Annotated in this window: 18 protein-coding genes; 14 read left to right on the top strand and 4 right to left on the bottom strand. The window is 72.5% G+C overall.

All coding sequences use genetic code 11. The features are described from left to right. The first annotated feature begins 27 nt into the window (after window positions 1-27). Complete coding sequence (locus tag ACH4SI_RS12520) at window positions 28-1,524, top strand: PLP-dependent aminotransferase family protein (RefSeq protein WP_398295659.1); 1,497 nt, start codon at window positions 28-30, stop codon at window positions 1,522-1,524. On the opposite strand, the gene ACH4SI_RS12525 is transcribed toward ACH4SI_RS12520, so the two are convergent. Then, window positions 1,511-2,014 (bottom strand): ATP-binding protein, encoded by a 504-nt coding sequence (locus tag ACH4SI_RS12525; protein WP_398295661.1) that lies wholly within the window; start codon window positions 2,012-2,014, stop codon window positions 1,511-1,513. The two genes, ACH4SI_RS12520 and ACH4SI_RS12525, sit on opposite strands and share 14 nt — an antisense overlap. 201 nt (window positions 2,015-2,215) lie before the next feature. On the opposite strand from ACH4SI_RS12525, the gene ACH4SI_RS12530 reads away from it, so the two are divergent. The 9 genes from ACH4SI_RS12530 to ACH4SI_RS12570 all read left to right on the top strand — a co-directional run bounded on the left by ACH4SI_RS12530 (window position 2,216) and on the right by ACH4SI_RS12570 (window position 12,138). Further along, window positions 2,216-3,031 (top strand): hypothetical protein, encoded by an 816-nt coding sequence (locus tag ACH4SI_RS12530; protein WP_398295662.1) that lies wholly within the window; start codon window positions 2,216-2,218, stop codon window positions 3,029-3,031. Between the two features lie 100 nt (window positions 3,032-3,131). Further along, entirely contained in the window at window positions 3,132-3,869 is a 738-nt protein-coding gene (locus ACH4SI_RS12535) for a YcnI family protein (protein ID WP_398296051.1), read from the top strand. Between the two features lie 134 nt (window positions 3,870-4,003). After that, window positions 4,004-4,666, top strand: a complete 663-nt coding sequence (locus tag ACH4SI_RS12540) for an SCO family protein (RefSeq protein ID WP_398295663.1) — start codon at window positions 4,004-4,006, stop codon at window positions 4,664-4,666. Next, the gene (locus ACH4SI_RS12545) at window positions 4,663-5,130 is read left to right on the top strand and encodes a copper chaperone PCu(A)C (RefSeq protein WP_398295664.1); all 468 of its coding nucleotides are present in this window, start codon (window positions 4,663-4,665) and stop codon (window positions 5,128-5,130) included. The genes ACH4SI_RS12540 and ACH4SI_RS12545 overlap by 4 nt, the downstream gene beginning before the upstream one ends. Window positions 5,131-5,136: 6 nt before the next feature. Then, window positions 5,137-7,233: a copper resistance protein CopC gene (locus tag ACH4SI_RS12550; protein WP_398295666.1), complete on the top strand. Its 2,097-nt coding sequence runs from the start codon at window positions 5,137-5,139 to the stop codon at window positions 7,231-7,233. Beyond that, window positions 7,230-8,507, top strand: a complete 1,278-nt coding sequence (efeB, locus tag ACH4SI_RS12555; protein ID WP_398295667.1) for an iron uptake transporter deferrochelatase/peroxidase subunit — start codon at window positions 7,230-7,232, stop codon at window positions 8,505-8,507. Before ACH4SI_RS12550 ends, efeB begins: the two co-directional genes overlap by 4 nt. A 78-nt stretch (window positions 8,508-8,585) precedes the next feature. Then, on the top strand, window positions 8,586-9,521 hold the full coding sequence (pheA, locus tag ACH4SI_RS12560) for a prephenate dehydratase (protein ID WP_398295669.1): 936 nt from the start codon (window positions 8,586-8,588) through the stop codon (window positions 9,519-9,521). A gap of 533 nt (window positions 9,522-10,054) precedes the next feature. Continuing rightward, a complete protein-coding gene (gene serS, locus ACH4SI_RS12565) occupies window positions 10,055-11,332 on the top strand; it encodes a serine--tRNA ligase (protein WP_398295670.1) in 1,278 nt (425 codons plus the stop codon). Continuing rightward, complete coding sequence (locus tag ACH4SI_RS12570; RefSeq protein ID WP_398295671.1) at window positions 11,329-12,138, top strand: HAD family hydrolase; 810 nt, start codon at window positions 11,329-11,331, stop codon at window positions 12,136-12,138. Before serS ends, ACH4SI_RS12570 begins: the two co-directional genes overlap by 4 nt. 72 nt (window positions 12,139-12,210) lie before the next feature. Here ACH4SI_RS12570 and ACH4SI_RS12575 read toward each other — a convergent pair whose 3' ends face one another. Beyond that, window positions 12,211-12,660: a phospholipase gene (locus ACH4SI_RS12575; protein WP_398295672.1), complete on the bottom strand. Its 450-nt coding sequence runs from the start codon at window positions 12,658-12,660 to the stop codon at window positions 12,211-12,213. A 201-nt stretch (window positions 12,661-12,861) separates the two neighbouring features. Continuing rightward, a complete protein-coding gene (locus ACH4SI_RS12580) occupies window positions 12,862-13,872 on the bottom strand; it encodes an Lrp/AsnC family transcriptional regulator (RefSeq protein WP_398295674.1) in 1,011 nt (336 codons plus the stop codon). Between the two features lie 137 nt (window positions 13,873-14,009). On the opposite strand from ACH4SI_RS12580, the gene ACH4SI_RS12585 reads away from it, so the two are divergent. The 4 genes from ACH4SI_RS12585 to ACH4SI_RS12600 all read left to right on the top strand — a co-directional run bounded on the left by ACH4SI_RS12585 (window position 14,010) and on the right by ACH4SI_RS12600 (window position 18,722). Continuing rightward, entirely contained in the window at window positions 14,010-15,554 is a 1,545-nt protein-coding gene (locus ACH4SI_RS12585; RefSeq protein WP_398295675.1) for an MFS transporter, read from the top strand. Between the two features lie 239 nt (window positions 15,555-15,793). After that, entirely contained in the window at window positions 15,794-16,546 is a 753-nt protein-coding gene (locus ACH4SI_RS12590) for a hypothetical protein (protein ID WP_398295676.1), read from the top strand. A gap of 115 nt (window positions 16,547-16,661) precedes the next feature. Then, entirely contained in the window at window positions 16,662-17,372 is a 711-nt protein-coding gene (locus tag ACH4SI_RS12595; RefSeq protein WP_398295677.1) for a FadR/GntR family transcriptional regulator, read from the top strand. Window positions 17,373-17,417: 45 nt separating this feature from the next. Next, window positions 17,418-18,722, top strand: coding sequence for a CynX/NimT family MFS transporter (locus tag ACH4SI_RS12600; RefSeq protein WP_398295678.1), 1,305 nt, complete (start codon window positions 17,418-17,420; stop codon window positions 18,720-18,722). Window positions 18,723-19,007: 285 nt separating this feature from the next. On the opposite strand, the gene ACH4SI_RS12605 is transcribed toward ACH4SI_RS12600, so the two are convergent. Further along, the gene (locus tag ACH4SI_RS12605) at window positions 19,008-19,733 is read right to left on the bottom strand and encodes an ABC transporter permease subunit (protein WP_398295680.1); all 726 of its coding nucleotides are present in this window, start codon (window positions 19,731-19,733) and stop codon (window positions 19,008-19,010) included. Window positions 19,734-19,740: the final 7 nt, after the last annotated feature.

Genomic DNA, 19,740 nt, shown 5'->3' on the forward strand with positions numbered 1-19,740 from the left:
CAGTGACCGCCTATAGGGTGCGTGCCCATGGCGGAATCGTGGGTCAATTCGGCGGAGGCCCTGGGCAGTGACCTGCATCTGGAGCTGGCCGGGGCGGGCGGCCGCCGGGCCGCACTGACGCGCGCGCTGCGCGACGCCGTACGGGACGGACGGCTCGCCCCCGGCACCCGGCTGCCGCCCTACCGCTCGCTCGCCGCCGACCTCGGCATCGCCCGCAACACGGTCGCCGACGCGTACGCGGAGCTGGTCGCCGAGGGCTGGCTCACCGCCCGCCAGGGTTCGGGGACGCGCGTGGCGCCCCGGGCCGACCCGCTCGCGGCCCGGCGTACCGACCCGCCCGCCGCCGCACGGCCCGGTGGCGGACGGACCACCAGCGGCGGCCGGGGGAACGCCGCGCGCCCCGTCCACAACCTGCTCCAGGGGCAGCCGGACGCCGCCGCCTTCCCGCGCACCGCCTGGCTGGCCTCGGCCCGCCGCGCGCTGACCGCCGCGCCCGGCGAGGCGTTCGGCCCCGGCGATCCGCACGGCCGACCGGAGCTGCGCCGCGCCCTGGCCGACTACCTCGCGCGGGCCCGCGGCGTACGCACCGACCCGGACCGGATCGTGATCTGCTCGGGCTTCGCGCACGCCCTGTGGCTGCTGAGCGGCACCCGCGCCCTGCGCCACACCGCGGCGGTCGAGGCGTACGGCCTGGACTTCCACCGCTCGCTGCTGGCCGCCGCCGGAATCCGGACCGTGCCGCTCCCGCTGGACGAGGACGGCGCCCGCACCGAGGAGCTGGCCATCCGCCGCGACCTGCGGGGCGTGCGGACCGTGCTGCTCACCCCCGCCCATCAGTTCCCGACCGGTGGCCCGCTGCACCCGGAGCGGCGCGCCACGGCCGTCGGCTGGGCGCGGGCGAGTGGCGGGCTGATCGTGGAGGACGACTACGACGGGGAGTTCCGCTACGACCGGCGGCCGGTCGGCGCCGTCCAGGGCCTCGACCCCGACCGTGTGCTGTACGTCGGCTCGGTCAGCAAGAGCCTTTCGCCCGCCCTGCGGCTGGGCTGGATGGTCCTGCCGGACGCGCTGGTGGACGAGGCGCTGGCCGCCAAGGGGGAGCGCGAGGCGTGGGTTAGCGCCCTCGATCAGCTGACGCTCGCGGACTTCCTGGAGTCCGGGGGCTACGACCGCCATGTGCGCCGGATGCGTCAGCGCTACCGGCGGCGCCGCGACCAGCTGGTGGCCGCTCTCGCCGAGCGCGCCCCGCACATCCGGGTCTCCGGCATCGCCGCCGGGCTGCACGCGGTCCTCGCGCTGCCGCCCGGAACCGAGCGCTCCGCCGTGCGGGCCGCCATCGCGCAGGGGCTCGCCCTCGACGGGCTGGCCGACTACCGCCACCCCGATGCCACCGGACCGGCCCACGACGGCCTGGTGGTGGGCTATGCGGCCCCGCGCGACCACGCGTTCGCGGCGGCGCTGGACGCGCTGTGCCGGGCGCTGCCGCCCGGTGAGACCTCCGGAGGCGCGACTAGGACGCCCTGAGCAGGGAGTCCTCGCGCCACTTGAGGATCTTGTCGAAGCTCACCACCACCCCGCCGCGGCCCGGTCGGTCGCGATAGCGGACGTGGTCGGTGAGTGCCTCGATGAGAAAGAGCCCCCGCCCGTGCTCCGCGTGTGCGGGAGCCGGACTCTGCGGGTGCTGCGGCCTCGGCGCCGATGCCGGACGCCGCTCGCTCCGGGTGCGCGACTCACGGCGTACGGTGCCGCGGCGGGCGAAGCCGGGGCCCGAGTCGGTGACCTCGATACGGCAGGTGTCGCCGTCGATGAAGGCCGTGACGCGGTAATCCCCGCCCATACCGTCGCTGCCGCCGTGCTCCACCGCGTTCGCGCATGCCTCGGAAAGGGCGACCGACAGGTCGTAGGAGATCTCCGGATCGACTCCGGCCGTCTCCATGGTGCCGAGGAGCAGTCGTCGTGCGAGCGGAACGCTCGCCGCCTCGCGGGGCAAATGGAGTGACCACCAGATGCTCATGCTCCAGCCTCCCGGCCGCGGCTCGACATACCGTTACGTATTGCCTGGGTCCATGGTCCGTAAGCGTCCGATTGACGTGACTCCGCTCATTCGGCGGACGCGCGCGGTAGGCGCATCGGTGTATAGACCTGTCCCGGTGTGCGCCGGTACGCCCTACCCGCCGTAGGGAACGCGTTTGCCCGGTGGGATGATGGCGCGGCCATGGCTTCCCCTGTCGCCCGTGCGGGTGCCGATCTACGCATGTTGCGGGCCGCGGTGTTCACCGCGGTCTGTGTCGTGCTGTCCGCGGCGGGGCACGTGCTGGCGTCCTGTGCGACCGTGCCGCTGTGGACGCTCGGCGTGGGCGCCGCGGCGATGTTCGCGGTGGCCCTGCCGCTGGCCGGGCGGGAGCGGTCGCTGCCCGGGATCGCTTCGCTGCTGGCCCTGGGGCAGCTCGCGCTGCACTCCCTCTTCGGCTACGGGCAGCAGCAGGCGGCCGCCGCCGCGGAGGCCGCCCACCGCGCGGACGCCGCCGACGGCCGCGTCATCGGCATGGCGGCGAAGCTGCTGTGCACCACGCTTCCCGGCCGCCTCGACGCGGCCACGGCGCACCGGATCGTCGCCCGGTCGGGCATCGACCCCTCGTCGCTGCACTCCGCTCCGTCCACCGCGATGCCCGATCCCGGGCACCACAGGGGATGGACGGCCCTGCTGCCGTCGCTGCCGATGACCCTGGGCCATCTGCTGGCCGCGCTCGCCGTCGGCTGGCTGCTGCGGCGCGGCGAGAGGGCCGTGTGGCGGGCGGTACGGCTGTCGCTGGACGGTGCGCGCGGGGTCGCGGAAGCCGCGCTCGTACGGTCGCTGCGCGCCGCGCTGGGCCTCGTACGGACGCTGCTCGCCGGGCTTGCGGACGCCGCGTCCGGCACCGCGCCGCCCCGCCCTCGTAACGACGGGGCGGACGAGGGCGGGACGACGGCCGTCGTCCTCCAGCACAGCGTGATCCGGCGGGGACCGCCGGCTTGCGAGTTGGCGGCCTGACACGACACTCCTCCAGCGGGACCGGAGGGTGGCCGTGCCGGCGCCGCACGCACGCCATCCCACCGATCACTCCTCATCTGGAGCGTTTGACATGAACGCCATGCGTCTTCGCCGTCTGCCGGTTCTCGGCGGCCTCACCGCGGGCGCCCTGGTGCTGCTCGCCGCGGGCCCCGCCTTCGCGCACGTCAGCGTGCAGCCGGGGCAGGCCGAGAAGGGCGGCTACAGCACCGTCGACTTCAAGGTGCCCAACGAGCGGGACGACTCCTCGACCGTCAAGCTCGAGGTCAACCTGCCCACCGACCACCCGCTCGCGTCCGTGATGCCCCAGCCGGTGCCCGGCTGGGACGTGAAGGTCACCAAGTCCAAGCTGGCCAAGCCCATCGAGACCGACGACGGCAAGGTGACCGAGGCGGTCAGCAAGATCACCTGGACCGGCGGCAAGATCGAGCCGGGCATGTTCCAGCAGTTCCCGGTCTCGGTCGGCCCGCTGCCGAAGGACGCCGACCAGCTCGCCTTCAAGGCCCTCCAGACGTACGACGACAAGCAGGTCGTGCGCTGGATCGAGGAGCCCGAGGAGGGCGCGCCGGAGCCCGAGAACCCGGCGCCGGTCCTCAAGCTCACCGACGCGGCCGAGGGCTCGGACGGGCACGGCTCCGCAAACGCAGGCGACGCCAAGGGGACGAAGGCCACGGCGTCCGGTGACGCGGCGAAGACCGCCTCTGCGTCGGACGACGACGGCACCGACACCACCGCACGGGTGCTGGGCATCGCGGGCATCGTCATCGGCGCCGCCGGAGTCACGTTCGGCGTGCTCGCGGGCCGTCGCCGCTCCGCCTGACCCAGCCGGACCCCGCGTGACGGCACGGCGTGACCGCGCGTCCTGACCCGGCGCCGCGGTACGCCGGGCGGCGGGCCCCGGGCCCGCCGCCCTCACGCACCACCGATCCAACGATCTCTTTGGAGAACAGCTCCATGCGCACCAAGATCCTGGGCTCCGCCCTCGTCGTCGCCGCAGCGCTCACCCTCACCGCCTGCGGGGGCTCCGGCGACGGCGGGGACAAGGGAGACAGCGCCGCCAGCGTCTCGGGCGGCCGGAAGACGGGACAGGCGATCGTCCTGAACGGCGACGCCAAGACCAAGCCCGACCTCGTCCTCACCGACACCGAGGGCAAGAAGTACGACCTACTCAAGGAGACCAAGGGGCACCCGACCCTGCTCTTCTTCGGCTACACCCACTGCCCGGACGTCTGCCCGCTGACCATGAGCAACCTCGGCATCGCCGTGTCCAAGCTGTCCAAGGCCGAGCGGGAGAAGCTGCGGGTCGTGATGGTCACCACCGACCCGGAGCGCGACACCCCGCAGCGGATGCGGAAGTGGCTGGACGCCCAGGGCGGTAAGGACTTCATCGGGCTGACCGGCGACTTCGACACCATCCAGGCCGGGGCCAAGCCGCTCGGCATCTTCATCGAGAAGCCGAAGAAGGAGAAGGACGGCAGCGTCATCGTCAACCACGGCGCCCAGGTGATGGGCTTCTCGCCGAAGGACGACAAGGGGCACTGGATCTACACCACGTCGACCTCACCCCAGCAGTACACCAAGGACCTCCCGAAGATCATCAAGGGGGAGAACCCGTGACCGTCCGGCACCGGGCCGCCGCCGCGGCCGCCCTCGCCCTCGGACTGACCGGCGCGCTCACCGCCTGCGGCGGCGACGACGGCGGCAGCGGGGACCGCCCCGAGCTGTCCGTCAGCGGCGCGTACATCCCGCGGCCCGCGATGGCCGACATGGCGGCCGGCTTCCTGACCGTGACGAACAAGGGGGGCGGCGCGGACAAGCTGACGTCCATCACCACCCCGCTCGCCCGCGAGGTCACCCTGCACACCACCAAGGGCACCCAGATGCGGCAGGTCAGCTCGCTCGACGTGCCCGGAGGCGGCCGACTCCGGCTGTCCAGCGGGGGCGATCATCTGATGCTGACAAAACTGACCCACAAGCCGAAGGTCGGTGAGAAGGTCGCATTCACCCTGCACTTCGCCACGTCCGACGCCGTCAAGATCAAAGTCCCGGTCGAGCCGATGACATACCGTCCCAAGGACTGACAGCCGATGCCCTCGCTGACCTCCCCGACCGCCCGGCCCCGGACCGGTGCCGGGACCTCCGTCACCGCCCGGCGGGTGCTGTCGGTCCTCGGTGCGCTGTTCGCCGCGCTGCTGTGCGCGCTGAGCTTCGGCGCCGGGCCCGCTTCCGCGCACGCGGCGCTCACCTCCACCCGCCCCGGCGAGGGCGCGGTGGTGAAGTCCGCGCCGTCCGACGTCGCGCTCACCTTCACGGAGGGCGTGCTGCTCGGCAGGGACGCGGTGCGCGTCCTCGACCCCAAGGGCAAGCGCGTGGACACCGGGAAGACGGCACACGTGGACGGCAAGTCGTCGACCGCGTCGGTCGACCTGCGCTCCGGGCTGCCCGACGGCACGTACACGGTCGCGTGGAAGGCGGTCTCGGAGGACAGCCACCCGGTGAGCGGCGCGTTCACCTTCTCCATCGGCGCCCCGTCCAAGACCTCGGTCGAGGCGCCGACGGGCGAGAGCGGCGACAGCACGGTCACGACGCTGTACGGCATCGGGCGGTACGCGGCCTACGGCGGATTCGCGGCGCTGGTCGGCGCTTGTGTGTTCGCCGGGGTGTGCCGCTCCTCCCGCCCGGTCCGGAAGATCGCCGTCGGCGGCTGGGCGACGCTCTTCGGGGCCACCGTGATGCTGTTGCTGCTGCGCGGCCCCTACGCCGACTCCGAGGGGCTCGGCAAGGTCTTCGACCTCGGCGGGCTCGGCGACGCCCTCGACACCAAGCCGGGCGCGGCGCTGCTGTCGCGGCTGCTGCTGCTCGGCGTGGCGGCGGTCTTCCTGGCCGTGCTCTTCGGCTCGTACACCCGCCACACCGAGGCGGCGGAGGAGGACGCCCGGCGCCGCCAGGACCTCGCCTTCGGGCTCGGCTTCGGCGGTGTCGTCGTCACGGTGGGCCTCGCCGCGACCTGGGCGATGGCCGAGCACGCCTCGGTCGGCATCCAGCGGCAGCTGGCCATGCCGGTCGACGTGATCCACCTGATCGCGGTCGGGGTGTGGCTGGGCGGGCTCGCCTCGCTCGCGGTGACGCTCCGCGCGGGCGTGCCGATCGAGCGGGCGGCCGTGCTCCGCTTCTCCCGGCTCGCCTTCGGCTCCGTCATCGCCCTGGTCCTCACCGGGCTGTACCAGTCGTGGCGGCAGGTCGGCTCGTGGAAGGCGCTGACCGGCACCGAATACGGGCGCTGGCTGCTGATCAAGCTGGCCTTGGTGGCGGTGCTCGTCGGCATCGCCGCCGTCTCGCGCCGCTGGACCGCGCGCCTTGACGACGCCACGGCCGAGGTCTCCGCCGGGGCGGAAGGCGGGGCCGAGGCCGGGAGCGCGGAGAAGGCGCAGGTGGCGGCGGAGGCGGAGGCCCGGACCGACGCGAAGGCGGTGGTGAAGGCCGGGCAGCCGGTCCGTACCGGCGCCGCCGGACCCGACCCCGACCCCGATTCCGGCTCCGACTCCGGCTCCGGCTCCGGCTCCGGTGAGGACTCCGCAGCGGGCTCCGGGGCCGACGACGACCCCGTACGCACCGCCCAGCTCGCCCGTCAGCGAGCGGCCAAGGACAAGACCGCCGCCCGGCGGGAGCGCGACGCCGACCCGCAGCGCAGCGGGCTGCGCCGCTCCGTGATCGCCGAGACCGTCGTGGCCGCCGTGCTGCTCGCGGTGACCACCGTGCTGAGCGGCACCCAGCCGGGCCGGGCGGACACCGGGAGGCCCCCCGCGGCCGCGGCCGCGGACCCCGGTGCGCTGAACGTCGATCCGGTGAGCGTGGAGATCCCGTACAACACCGGCCCCAAGAGCGGCCGCGGCAAGGCCATTGTCATGATGGACCCGGCGCTGCCCGGCGACAACACCCTCAACGTCTTCATCAGCGACTTCGCCGACCGCCCGATCGACGTGCCCGAGGTGAAGGTCTCCCTGACCCTCAAGGAGAAGGGCCTGGGCCCGCTGACGATCCCCCTCGAGCACCGCTCCACCGGGCACTGGAACGCCCAGGGCGTGCAACTCCCCATGGCCGGGAAGTGGCTGCTCTCCCTGACCGTACGTACCTCCGACATCGACCAGGTGACGGAGACCAGGAACGTGAAGATCGCACAATGAGCACTCAGCAGGCCCCGAAAGCCCCCGAAACCCCGCAGGACCAGCACACCGACCCGGCCGGGGTGTCCCGGCGCCGACTGCTGGGCTCGGCCGGCGCCGCGGGCGCGGCCGGGCTCGTCGCCGGCGGGGCGGCCGGCGCGTACGCCGCGGAGGCGACGCGGAACACGCCCCGACCGCTCAGCTCCGTCGGCCGGGCGGCCGTCCCCTTCAACGGCAAGCACCAGGCGGGGATCACCACCCCGCTCCAGGCCCACGGCCATCTCATCGCCTTCGACCTGGCGCCCGGCGCGAACCGCAAGAAGACCGCGGCGCTGCTGCGCCGGTGGTCGAGGACGGCGCGCGAGCTGACCGAGGGCAGGACGCCGCCGGACGACACGGGCATCGCGCTCGACGCCGGGCCGTCGTCCCTCACGGTCACCTTCGGCTTCGGCCGCTCCTTCTTCGGCAGGGCCGGGCTGAAGGACCAGCTCCCGGAGGCGCTCGCTCCGCTGCCCGACTTCGCCTCGGACGCGCTCGACGCGAAGCGCAGCAACGGCGACCTGTGGATCCAGATCGGCGCGAACGACGGGCTCGTCGCCTTCCACGCGCTGCGCGCGCTGCAGCGGGAGGCCGGGGAGGTGGCCCGGCTGCGCTGGCAGATGAACGGCTTCAACCGCACCCCCGGAGCCACCGGCCGGCGCATGACCATGCGCAATCTGATGGGCCAGGTCGACGGCACGAACAACCCCAAGCCGGAGGAGCCGGACTTCGACCGGCGGATCTTCGTACCGGACAAGGGGGACCCGGCGTGGATGGCGGGCGGTTCGTACGCCGTGGTGCGCCGGATCCGGATGCTGCTCGACTCCTGGGACAACCTCTCCACGGAGCGGCAGGAGAAGGTCGTCGGCCGCCGCAAGTCGGACGGGGCACCGCTGTCCGGCGGCACCGAGACGACGCCGGTGCGGCTCGACAAGATGGGCGCGGACGGCGGGCTGGCCATCGGGGGCGCCGCCCACGTACGGGTCGCGGCCCCCGAGTCGAACCAGGGCGCGGCGATGCTGCGCCGCCCGTTCTCGTACCACGACGGCTTCCGCGACGACGGGGCGCCGGACGCGGGGCTGCTGTTCATCGCGTGGCAGGCGGATCCGATGAAGGGGTTCGTGCCGGTGCAGCGGAAGCTGGACCTCGGGGACGATCTGTCCCGGTTCCTGCGGCACGAGGCGAGCGCGCTCTTCGCGGTGCCGGGCGGCTGCGCGCCGGACGAGTACGTGGGTCAGGCACTCTTGGAAGGGTGAGCGGGGGATGAACCGCCTCGGCCCCTGTCACCGCTGGGTATCGTGGCGACTCTCATACGATCACAGGGAGCCAGCGTGATGTCGGCCAGTCACTATGCCTACCTCGGCCCCGAGGGCACCTTCACCGAGGCCGCGCTGCGGTCCTTGCCGGAGGCCGCCACGCGGGAGCTGGTCCCGATGGTGTCGGTGCCGGCGGCGCTGGACGCCGTGCGCAGCGGCGCGGCGGCGGCCGCCTTGGTGCCCATCGAGAACTCGGTCGAGGGCGGGGTCACCGCGACCCTCGACGAGCTGGCCACCGGCGAACCGCTGACGATCTACCGCGAGGTGCTGCTGCCGATCAGCTTCGCGCTGCTGGCGCGGCCGGGCACCACGCTCGCGGACGTCAAGACGGTGACCGGGCATCCGGTGTCCCAGCCGCAGGTCCGCAATTGGCTCGCGGCGAACCTGCCGGAGGCTCTGTGGGAGTCGGCGGCCTCGAACGCTGACGGCGCGCGGCTGGTGCAGGAGGGGCGGTACGACGCGGCGTTCGCGGGCGCGTTCGCGGGGCCGAAGTACGGTCTGGAGCCTCTGGTCACCGACATCCACGACGCGCAGAACGCGATGACCCGCTTCGTGCTGGCCGGCCGCCCGGCCCGGCCCGCCGCCCGGACCGGCGCGGACAAGACGTCCGTGGTGATCTGGCTCGGCGACGACCACCCGGGCGCGCTGCTGGAGCTGCTCCAGGAGTTCTCGGCGCGCGGCGTCAACATGATGCGGATCGAGTCGCGCCCGACCGGCGAGGGCATCGGCCGCTACTGCTTCTCGGTGGACTGCGAGGGGCACATCGCGGACCGGCGGGTGGGGTCGGCCCTGATGGGGCTGAAGCGGATCTGCCCGAAGGTGCGCTTCCTGGGCTCGTACCCGCGCGCGGGGGTGGAGGCGGCGGACCTGGCCCCGCTGCGCCACGGCACCTCGGACGAGGCGTTCGCGGAGGCGACGGAGTGGCTGGCCCGCTGCCAGGACGGGCGGGGCTGAGCGGCCCGTCAATCGCGGGCCGGGGCACCGCTCCGGAAAAGTTATCCACAGGCTTGGGGCTGCGGCTGGGGACAAGTCGACAACACCAACCCGGCAATGTCGACACATCACCACAGTCACCTCATCAGCTCACAACACCGGACATTGCGCATTCGTCACCCCAATTCTCTTGATCCGCTCTTTGGAGTGAGGGATTCCTCTCTCGAAGAGTGTGTGAACGCGATTCGATAGGGGAATCCATCGCCGAGCACTCGGCGGACTAAACGATCACCGCGACATCCACAGACCTCACACACAGGCTGTGGATAACTCATGGGTATCCCAACAGCCCTGTGGACAACGGACGGCCAACTCGCCCCACGCACAAGGGAAGCCGGTCATCTCTTTGCCCCTTTTCGGGGAATGCGCACATATTCCTTGACGTCGATCCCCACAGGAATTCCCAGGTTTTCCCACAGCCCTAAACAGGGACAAAAAGGGGCACACCGGAATATCGCGTCGAGTCCCCGAGGTCACACCGGTAACCTGGGGGGGTGATTGACCTTCGCCTGCTCCGTGAGGACCCCGACCGTGTGCGCGCCTCCCAGCGCGCCCGTGGAGAAGACGTCGCCATCGTCGACGCGCTCCTGGCCGCCGACGAACGGCGCAGGTCCTCCAGTGTCCGCTTCGACGAGCTGCGCTCCGAACAGAAGGGGCTCGGCAAGCTCATCCCCAAGGCGTCCGGGGACGAGAAGGCCGAGCTGCTGAAGAAGGCGGGCGAGCTGTCCGCCGCCGTCAAGGCGGCCGACGCCGAGCAGGACGCGGCGGCCGAGGAGACCCAGACCCTGCTGCGCCAACTGGGCAACCTGGTCCACCCGGACGTCCCCACGGGCGGCGAGGACGACTTCACCGTCCTGGAGACGGTCGGCACCCCGCGCGACTTCGCGGCCGAGGGCATCACCCCCAAGGACCACCTCGAGCTGGGCGAGCTGCTCGGCGCGATCGACACCGAGCGCGGCGCCAAGGTCTCCGGCTCGCGCTTCTACTACCTCACCGGCGTCGGCGCGCTGCTGGAGCTCGCGCTGGTGAACGCGGCGATGGCACAGGCCACCGCGGCGGGCTTCACCCCGGTGCTCACCCCGGCGCTGGTCAAGCCGAAGGCCATGGAGGGCACCGGCTTCCTGGGCCAGGCCGCGGAGGACGTCTACCACCTGGACAAGGACGACCTCTACCTGGTCGGCACCTCCGAGGTCCCGCTGGCCGCGTACCACATGGACGAGATCCTGGAAGCGGAGCAGCTGCCGCGGCGTTACGCGGGCTTCTCCTCCTGCTTCCGCCGTGAGGCCGGGTCGCACGGCAAGGACACCCGGGGCATCTTCCGGGTGCACCAGTTCGACAAGGTCGAGATGTTCGTCTACACGACGCCGGAGGAGGCCGAGGCCGAGCACCAGCGGCTGCTGGAGTGGGAGAAGCAGTGGCTGACCTCGCTGGAGCTGCCGTTCCGGGTGGTCGACCTGGCCTCGGGTGACCTGGGCTCGTCCGCGACGCGGAAGTTCGACTGCGAGGCGTGGATCCCGACCCAGGGGAAGTACCGCGAGCTGACCTCGACGTCCAACACCACCGAGTTCCAGTCGCGGCGGCTGTCGATCCGGATGCGCGAGGGCAAGAAGGTCCGTCCGCTGGCGACGCTGAACGGCACGCTGTGCGCGGTCACCCGGACCATCGTCGCGATCCTGGAGAACCACCAGCAGGCCGACGGCTCGGTGCGGGTGCCCGAGGTGCTGCGGCCGTTCCTGGGCGGGCGCGAGGTCCTGGCACCGGTCGCCCGGTGAGCGCCGGCACCCTGCCGTACCGCCTGGTCGCGACGGATCTCGACGGGACCCTGCTGCGCTCCGACCACACCGTCTCGGCCCGTACCCGCGCCGCGCTCGCCGCGGTCACCGCGGCCGGCGCCGCCCACATCATCGTCACCGGGCGCACCGTGCCGGTGGCCCGGCGCATACTGGACGACCTCGGCTACGAGGGGCTCGCGGTGTGCGGTCAGGGCGCGCAGCTCTACCACGCGGGCGAGCACCGGCTGCTGACCTCCGTCACGCTGGACCGCCGGGTGGCCCTGCTGGCACTGGAGAAGATCGAGGCGGAGACCGGTCCGCTGCTGCTGGCCGCGGCCCGCGACGGGCTCGACGGCAAGGTGCTGTTCGGCCCGGGGTACCGGGTGGGGCACGGGGAGATGCCGGTCACCTCCTTCAGCGACCCGGACGAGGTGTGGTCCGCGCCCATCAGCAAGCTCTACATCCAGCACGCCGAGCTGGGCGACGACGCGCTCGCGGAGGCCGCGCGGGCGGCCGCCGGGGGTCTGGTCGGGGTGACGATGGCGGGCGCGGGGCTGGTGGAGCTGCTGCCGCTGGGGCTGACCAAGGCCACGGGCCTCTCGCTGGCCGCCCGCAGGCTGAAGGTGACGGCCACGGACACCATCGCGTTCGGCGACATGCCCAACGACATCCCGATGTTCGGCTGGGCGAAGCACGGGGTCGCGATGGCGGGCGCGCACGACGAACTGAAGGCCGTCGCCGACGAGATCACCGCCTCCAACGAGGACGACGGCATCGCCGTGGTGCTGGAGCGGCTCCTCGGCTGAGCCCTCGGCGGATGTGCGCGTACGGCGGGCGGCCCCTCGCGGGCCGCCCGCCGTCGTCGTGCGGGGTCCGGCTCAGCCCAGGTTCTTCACGGCCTGGTAGTAGGTCCACGCGGTGCCGTCGCAGGAGGACTTCTTCGATCCGGTGTAGGCGGCGCACACCCGCTTGAGGTCCTCGTAGAAGGCGCTGTCGAGACGGGCCTTGTTGGCGTCGAAGATGCCGAGCGCCTTGTGATTGCGGTAGCCGAAGTCGTGGCGGGCGCAGGAGGTCTGGAAGGGGAAGCCGAAAGGGTTGTCGGGCGAGCTGCTGCAGTAGTCGGTGGACCAGTCGAACGCGTACGCGGCCCACGCGCCCTGGTTGTTGCGGGCCGCGAGCCAGGTGTTGTAGCTGGCGACGCTGGTCTGGGTCCAGTTCGCGAGCACCTGGGCCTTGTCGGCGGGGACGGCCTGGGCGGGTGCGGCAAGGGCGACGGTGGCGGCCGCGGTGACGGCGGTGGCGGCAAGACTCGTGGCGAGACGACGCATTTCGGGTTCCCTCCGTTGGCTGCTGACGGCAGCTCAAACCGCTCGTATGAGGCACGAGTTACGGAGCGGTGTGAGGTGACGCACATCCAAAGTCCGGCAGGTTCCTGACAAGCGTCAAGATCTAGACAGGCGTATGGATGAACAGAGTTCAACCAGCGGAGGTTCGGAGGTTCCTCCAAGTGGGTGACACGGACGGCCAGTTCACGGCCGGTTCAGCGGTGCCGGGGGCAACGGCCCCGGCCCCTTGACCCGGCGGAGGATCGGGGAGGTCTCCATGTGCCGTACGGCGGGCAGCGCGGCGATCCGCGTCGTCAGATAGGTGTACAGCGCGGAGACGCCCTCGCACACCACGGTCGCCATCAGATTGTTGGGCCCGGTGGTCGCGCATGCGAACGCGACCTCGGGGTGGTCGGCGAGCGCCTGCCCCGTGGCGGCCAGGTCGGAGGGCGGCACCGACAGCCAGAGCACGGTCGTGATGTCGTTCCCGAAAATGCGCCGACGCTGATCGACGTCGAAGTACAGCGTGCCGTCGGCGCGCAGGGCGGCGAGCCGACGGCGTACCGTCGACTGCGACCAGCCGGTGGCGGCGGCGAGTTCGGCCAGCGGCGCCCGCCCGTCGTGCGCGAGGACCGCCAGCAGCTTCCGGTCATCGGCGGTCAGCGGCCCGGGGGAACCCGCGGGGCGGTCCGCCTCGGGCGCGGCGAGCCGTGCCGCCTGATCGGGGTCGAGCACACCGGACTTGTTCACCAGACCCAGCGCACCGCCGAAGAACTGATGCAGGACACAGTGCGCGGTCACGCCCACCACCCGGGGCGTATGGGGCAGTTTGCGCAGCAGCAGCGCATCGCTGTCCTGGCCGGACGCCGCCCGTGTCGTCGCGGCGACCTCGGTGCCGTCGGACAGCACATGCACCCAGGAGGTGTCGGCGCGGCGGGCCAGCGCCTCGGCGACCGGCAGCGCGGCGTCCGGCAGGCACTGCACCCGCACCAGCCACGACACCTCGCCGACCGACGCCGGGTCGGTCAGGCCCAGCACCCGGATCGCCCCCGTCGTCCGCAGCCGGGTGTAGCGGCGCGCCACGGTCTGGTCGGAGACGCCCAGCACCTCGGCGATGCGGCTGAAGGGGGCCCGGCCGTCGAGTTGGAGGGCGTGCACCAGCGCCCGGTCCAGGTCGTCGTACGCGTCGTTCGCGCCGCGCGCGTCGGATTTCACCGCTCAAAGCTAGCCGGTGTCGGATAACGCCACCAGGCCGGGCCCCGGCTGGAGGTGAGACCGGTGCGGTGGCGACCGTATGGGCCACGGGACCGCGGCGTCGGGCCGGGCCCCCTGTCACCTCTCGGAGACTTCCCATGCGCAGCACATGGTGGCCGCTGGCCGCCATCACACTCGGCAACTTCATGCTGCTGATAGACGTGACCATCGTGAACACCGCGCTGCCGCAGGTGGCGCACGGACTGGACGCGTCCTTCACCTCCCTCCAGTGGGTGATGGACATCTACGCGCTGGCGCTCGCCGCGCTGCTCATGGTGGCCGGTTCGGCGGCGGACCTCTTCGGACGGCGGCGGCTGTACCTGCTCGGCCTCGCCGTCTTCGCGCTCTCCTCGCTGGCCTGCGGGCTCGCCCCCGACGCCGGGGTGCTGATCGCCGCCCGCGCGGTCCAGGGCGCCGGGGCGGCGGCCATGTTCGCCACCAACACACCGCTGCTGATGGCCACCTACTCCGGACGCGCCCGCGGGGTCGCCTTCGGGGTGTGGGGCGGTACGAGCGGGGCGGCCGCGGCGGTCGGCCCGGTGCTGGGCGGGGTGCTCACCGAGTACGTCGACTGGCGGGCCATCTTCCTGGTCAACCTGCCGCTGACGGCCATCGCGGTCTGGGTCACGCTCCGCACGGTCGGCGAATCGCGCGGCGCGCCCGGAGCGCGCATCGACTGGCCGGGCGCCGTCTTCTTCACCGCGTGCGCCGGTGGGTTGACGTACGGGCTGATGCGGGGCGGCGAGGAGGGCTGGTCCGACACCGGAGCGGTCGTCGCCCTGACCGGTGCCGCGCTCGCACTGATCGTCTTCACCGCGGTGGAGCGCCGGGCCCGGCAGCCCCTGCTCGACCTGCGGCTGCTGCGCCGCCCGTCCTTCGCGGTGCTGATGGCGGCGGCCTTGCTGCTCCAGGCGGCGGCCTTCCCGTACCTCACCTACGCCGGGCTGTGGCTGCAGTCCGTACTCGGCATGAGCCCGGTACGGGCGGGGCTCGCGGTGACACCGATGGCGGCGGTCTCGCTGATCGTCGGCGCGGTGGGCGGGCGCCTGCTGGAGAAGGTCGCGCCGGGGCGCACGCTCGGCGGCGGGCTGCTGCTGGTGGGCGCGGGCGCGCTCGTCAACGCCACGCTCGTGGACGCCTCTTCGGACTGGACGGCCTTCGCCCCGGGCCTGGCGCTGGCGGGTCTCGGCATCGGCCTCGCCATGCCCGTCCTGGTGCAGGCGGCCCTCGGCGCCGCCCCGCCGGAGCGGGCGGGCATGGCCAGCGGCGCGGTGAACACCTTCCGCCAGCTGGGATACGCGCTCGGCATCGCGGTCCTGGGCACGGTCTTCTCCTCCCGGGTACGGGACGTGGTCACCGACAGCGGCACCGTCCCGCCCCGGGCCTCCGGCCAGGCGGCCGACGCGATCACCGGCGGCCACGCCGACGCCGTCATCGCCGCCGCCCCACCGGACCACGCGACCGCGGCCCGCACCCTGGTGCACGAGTCGTTCGCCTCCGGCCTCGACCGGATCTGCGTGATCTCCGGCATCACGGCCCTGGCCGCGGGCCTCCTCGTCCTCGCCGTCGTCCGCGGCCGCCCGAAGCCCCCGGCGCGGGGACCGCAGCCCGAACCGTCCCCGACGGAGCCGGTCGCGGCGTGAGCGTCAACCCGGCGGAGTCGCGTAACCCTCCGACAGTCGGATCGTTGTTCTAGCTACGCGTTATGCGCGGAGGCAACGCGAGTTCGAGCTTCGGACGGGCGACGGATCGCCGGATGGCACGGCGGTTGGGTCCGAAAGAGGTATGGCAGCCTCCGCTCCTGGTCCCTGGATACGGGCGGCCATTGGTCCCTGGCTAGTGGGGCTCAACATCACCCGTATCCACACCGGAAGGCACAGCCATGCCACCCGAGACCGCACTGCTGGAGTCGCGCGCCCTGCGCGACAGCGTGATCGAACGGACCGACGTCCTCGACAAGGTCAAGATCCTCGCCATGCTCCCCGACGGGGTCCACGTCACCACACGAATCGTCGCGGCTTACTTCGAGGTTGGGGAAGAAGCTATCAAGAGCCTGGCCAAGCGACACCGGGAGGAGTTCCACAGCAACGGGATGCACACACTCCGGGGCTCTGACCTGCAAGTCTTTGAAAGGTCCAACTTGGACCTTTCAGATTCGAGTTATCCACAGGGCCGCGCTCACCTCGCCCTCTACCCCCGTCGCGCGGTGCTCAACATCGCCATGCTGCTGCGCGACAGCGATATCGCCAGGCGGGTACGGATGTATCTGCTCGACGTCGAGGAGCACGCCCGGGCGGGGCAGGAATCCGGCGCCGGGCGGGTTCCGCTCGAACAGATCCTGACCGAGCGCCTGCTGGAGGGGCCGATCGGTACCCGGCTCGACGCCGTCGAATCGCGGCTGTCCGACGTCGGCTCCGCGCTACGGGAGCTGACCCCGTGGCTGGCCCGGATGTCGGCCCGGCTGGACGGCATGGATCAGCGGCTCGACGCGCACGGGCGGGTGATCTGCGCCATGAGCGAGCGGCTCTGCGACCTCGGCGAGGACATGAAGGAAGTCCGCCGGGACGTCGCCCGGCTCAAGGCCGCGGCGGAGCCGGGGCGTGCGGTCCGGGGCAAGGGACGGCGCCGACGGTAGCCACCGCCTGCTCGGTGGGTCGGCGTCCGTCCGGCCCACCGAGCAATTTAGGTGGCATAGGCATCTAGGTTGTAGGATGACTGGGCAACCGGTTGAATCGAGGGAGTCACAGGCCATGGCCTTGCGTGCCGCCGGGCGGCAGTCGCTCGTCGACACCGTCGTGGAGCAGCTGCGCGCGCAGCTCACCGGGGGCGAGTGGCGGGTCGGCGATCGCGTGCCGACCGAGCACGCGCTCGCCGAGCAGCTCCAGGTCGGCCGGAACACGGTCCGTGAGGCGGTTCGGGTCCTCGTGCACGCCGGGATGCTGCAGTCCAGGCAGGGCGAGGGCACCTTCGTGGTCTCCACCACCGACCCGGCCGAGGTCATGCGGGACGTGCGGCGCGCCGGGATCCGGGACGTGCTGGAGCTGCGCATCGCGCTGGAGGCCGAGGGCGCCCGGCTCGCCGCGCTCCGGCATCACCCCGCTGATCTGGAGCGGATGCGCGCGGCGCTGGCCTCGCAGGCGGCCTTCGAGGACGCCGAGGGGCAGCCGGAGTCCGGCAGCCATGAGCTGTACGCGACGCATGACGTCGCGTTCCACACCGCCGTGGTCGATGCCGCGCACAACGCAGCGCTGAGCGCCACGTACGGCTGGTTCAGCAGCTCGGTGCGCGAGGCGCTGGTGGCGTCGCTGGGCGACCGCGAGATGCCGCGCATCGCGCCCGGCGACCACCACGCGCTCATCGACGCCATCGCGTCGGGCGACCCGACGGCGGCCGAGAACGCGGCCCGGGCCCTGCTGGAGACGCCGAAGCTCGCCGTCGAGACGTTGCTCGCGGCCAACTGAGCCACCCCCACCCCCCACCCCACCACCACGGAACGGAGCTGTCCCTTGTCACGCCCGCACACCCCCGCCCCCGAGGCCGAGGCCGGGCCGCCGCTCGTCGACGCCGAGACGGATCTGCGGCCGACCCCGGAGGTGACCGCCGCCCGGCGGACGCCGCGCGCCCACCCGGCGCTCGTCCTGGTCGGCATCGTGCTGGCGTCGCTCAACATGCGCGCCTCGCTCGCCGGGGTCTCCCCGCTGCTCGGCGAGATCAGCGGCGACTTCGGGCTGAGCGCGACCACGGGCAGTCTGGTGACCACGATCCCGCTGGTCTTCATGGGGCTGGCCTCGCCGCTCGCGCCACGGCTGGCCCGGCGCTGGGGCACCGAGACGGTGCTGCTGGCGGCGCTGGTGCTGCTGGGCGGCGGGGTCCTGCTGCGCGTCGCGCCGCCGCTGGTCGCGCTGTTCGCCGGGTGCGCCCTGGTCGGCAGCGGGATCGCGCTGCTCAACGTGCTGATGCCGGGCCTGATCAAGCGGGACTTCCCGGACCGGGCGGCGCCGATGACCGCCCTCTACACGACCTCGATGATCGCCGGAGCGACCGCTTCCGCCGCGGCCGCCGTCCCGCTGGAGGACGCGCTCGGCGGCTGGCGCGGCTCGCTCGCCTCCTGGTCGCTGCTGGCCGCGGTCGCGGCGCTGCTGTGGCTCCCGCAGGCGGTGCTCGCCCGGCGCGGTACGCACCACGGCCGGGCCGCGGCGACGCCAGCCCCCAACAGGGACGGCAAGGGGGACGGCCGGGCGCTGTCCCGTTCGCCGCTGGCCTGGCAGGTGACGCTGTTCATGGGGCTGCAGTCGCTGATCGCGTACGTCACCATCGCCTGGATGCCGACGATCCTCACCGACCACGGCATGGACAAGGCCACCGCCGGTCTGGTCTTCGCCTTCAGCACGCTGGTGCAGATGGCCGGTTCGTTCGTGGTGCCGCTGCTGGCCGGGCGGATGCGCGCGCAGCGGCTGCTGGCGGTCGTGGTGGCCGGGCTGATGGCGTCCGGGATCGCCGGGCTGCTGGTGGCCCCGGTGACCGGGGCCTGGGCGTGGGCGGCACTGATCGGCGTGGGGCAGGGCGGCACGGTGGGGCTCGCGCTGACCATGATGGTGCTGCGGACCGGGGATGCCCACACCTCGGCGCGGCTGTCGGGGATGGCACAGACCTGGGGTTATCTGCTGGCCGCCGCGGGCCCGCTGGCGCTCGGCGCGGTGCACCAGGCCACCGGCGGCTGGACGCTGCCGATCACGCTGATGCTCGCGGTGTGCGCGGCGCTGGCGCTGCTGGGGCTGGGTGCGGGGCGCGACTGCAAGATCGCGTCCTGAAAGCATGAGGGCCTGAATACCTGAAGGCGCACCCCGCCCCTTCCGCGCGTTCACAGCTCATCCGCAGGCGGCGGAGGGGAAACCGACAACTCCGGCCGCCACGCTCACTGTCAGTGGCGGCGGATGCTGCGGGCGCCGTGGATCGTCACTATGGCCTCCGCCCTCGACCGGGCCAACGCCGCCCCCGGACACACGGTGGCGGCGGTCGTCACGACGACCGCCGCCACGGGGGGGGAGACCGGCCGCTTCGTCAACCGCTGGCGGCCGTAGGAGCCTTGATGACGCTCACTCCTCGCCCGCGAGGGTCAGGGAGCGCATCTTCTGCCCCGCGTACCAGGTGGCGGCGCCGGTCACCGCGATCAGCAGGATGACGCCGGTCGTGAGGCCCACGTCCGAGGTGACCGCCTCGTCCGTGACCTTCTGGGCGATCGCCAGCGACCACTGCTGGACGCTGAGGGTCTTGGCGCCCGCCACCAGGCTGCCGAAGAAGGCCTCCCAGACCAGGGCGTAGACCAGGCCGAACACGACCGCGTGCCGGGTGATGGTGCCCAGCAGCAGGAAGATGGCGCTGTAGGCGACGGACGCCACGGCCGCGGCCACGGCGTAGCCGACCGCCATGTTGTGCCCGTTGCCGTTGAGGATGAAGCCCGCCATCAGCGTGGGCACGGCCGAGAAGACGACCGTGACGCCGATCGCGACGATCAGCTTGGTGACGATGATCGTGGGCCGCTTCACCGGCTTGGCCAGCAGATAGATGACCGAGCCGTCGTCGATCTCCGGGCCGATCGCCCCGGTCCCGGCGATCACGCCGATCAGCGGGACCATGGTGGCGATCGCGAAACCGCCCAGGAGCGAGTTGGCGGTGGAGTCGTCGACGCCGGTCAGCATGCGGACGGCGAGCGAGATGACCACCAGCAGCGCGGGCAGCAGGAAGAGGATCATCGCGCGGCGGCGGCCGAGCAGGGCTCGGTAGGTGAGCCGGGCGACGGTGGGATGGTAGAGCGCGGGCATCGCAGGG

Source organism: Streptomyces sp. NPDC021212 (assembly GCF_044332925.1).
Taxonomy (GTDB): Bacteria; Actinomycetota; Actinomycetes; order Streptomycetales; family Streptomycetaceae; genus Streptomyces.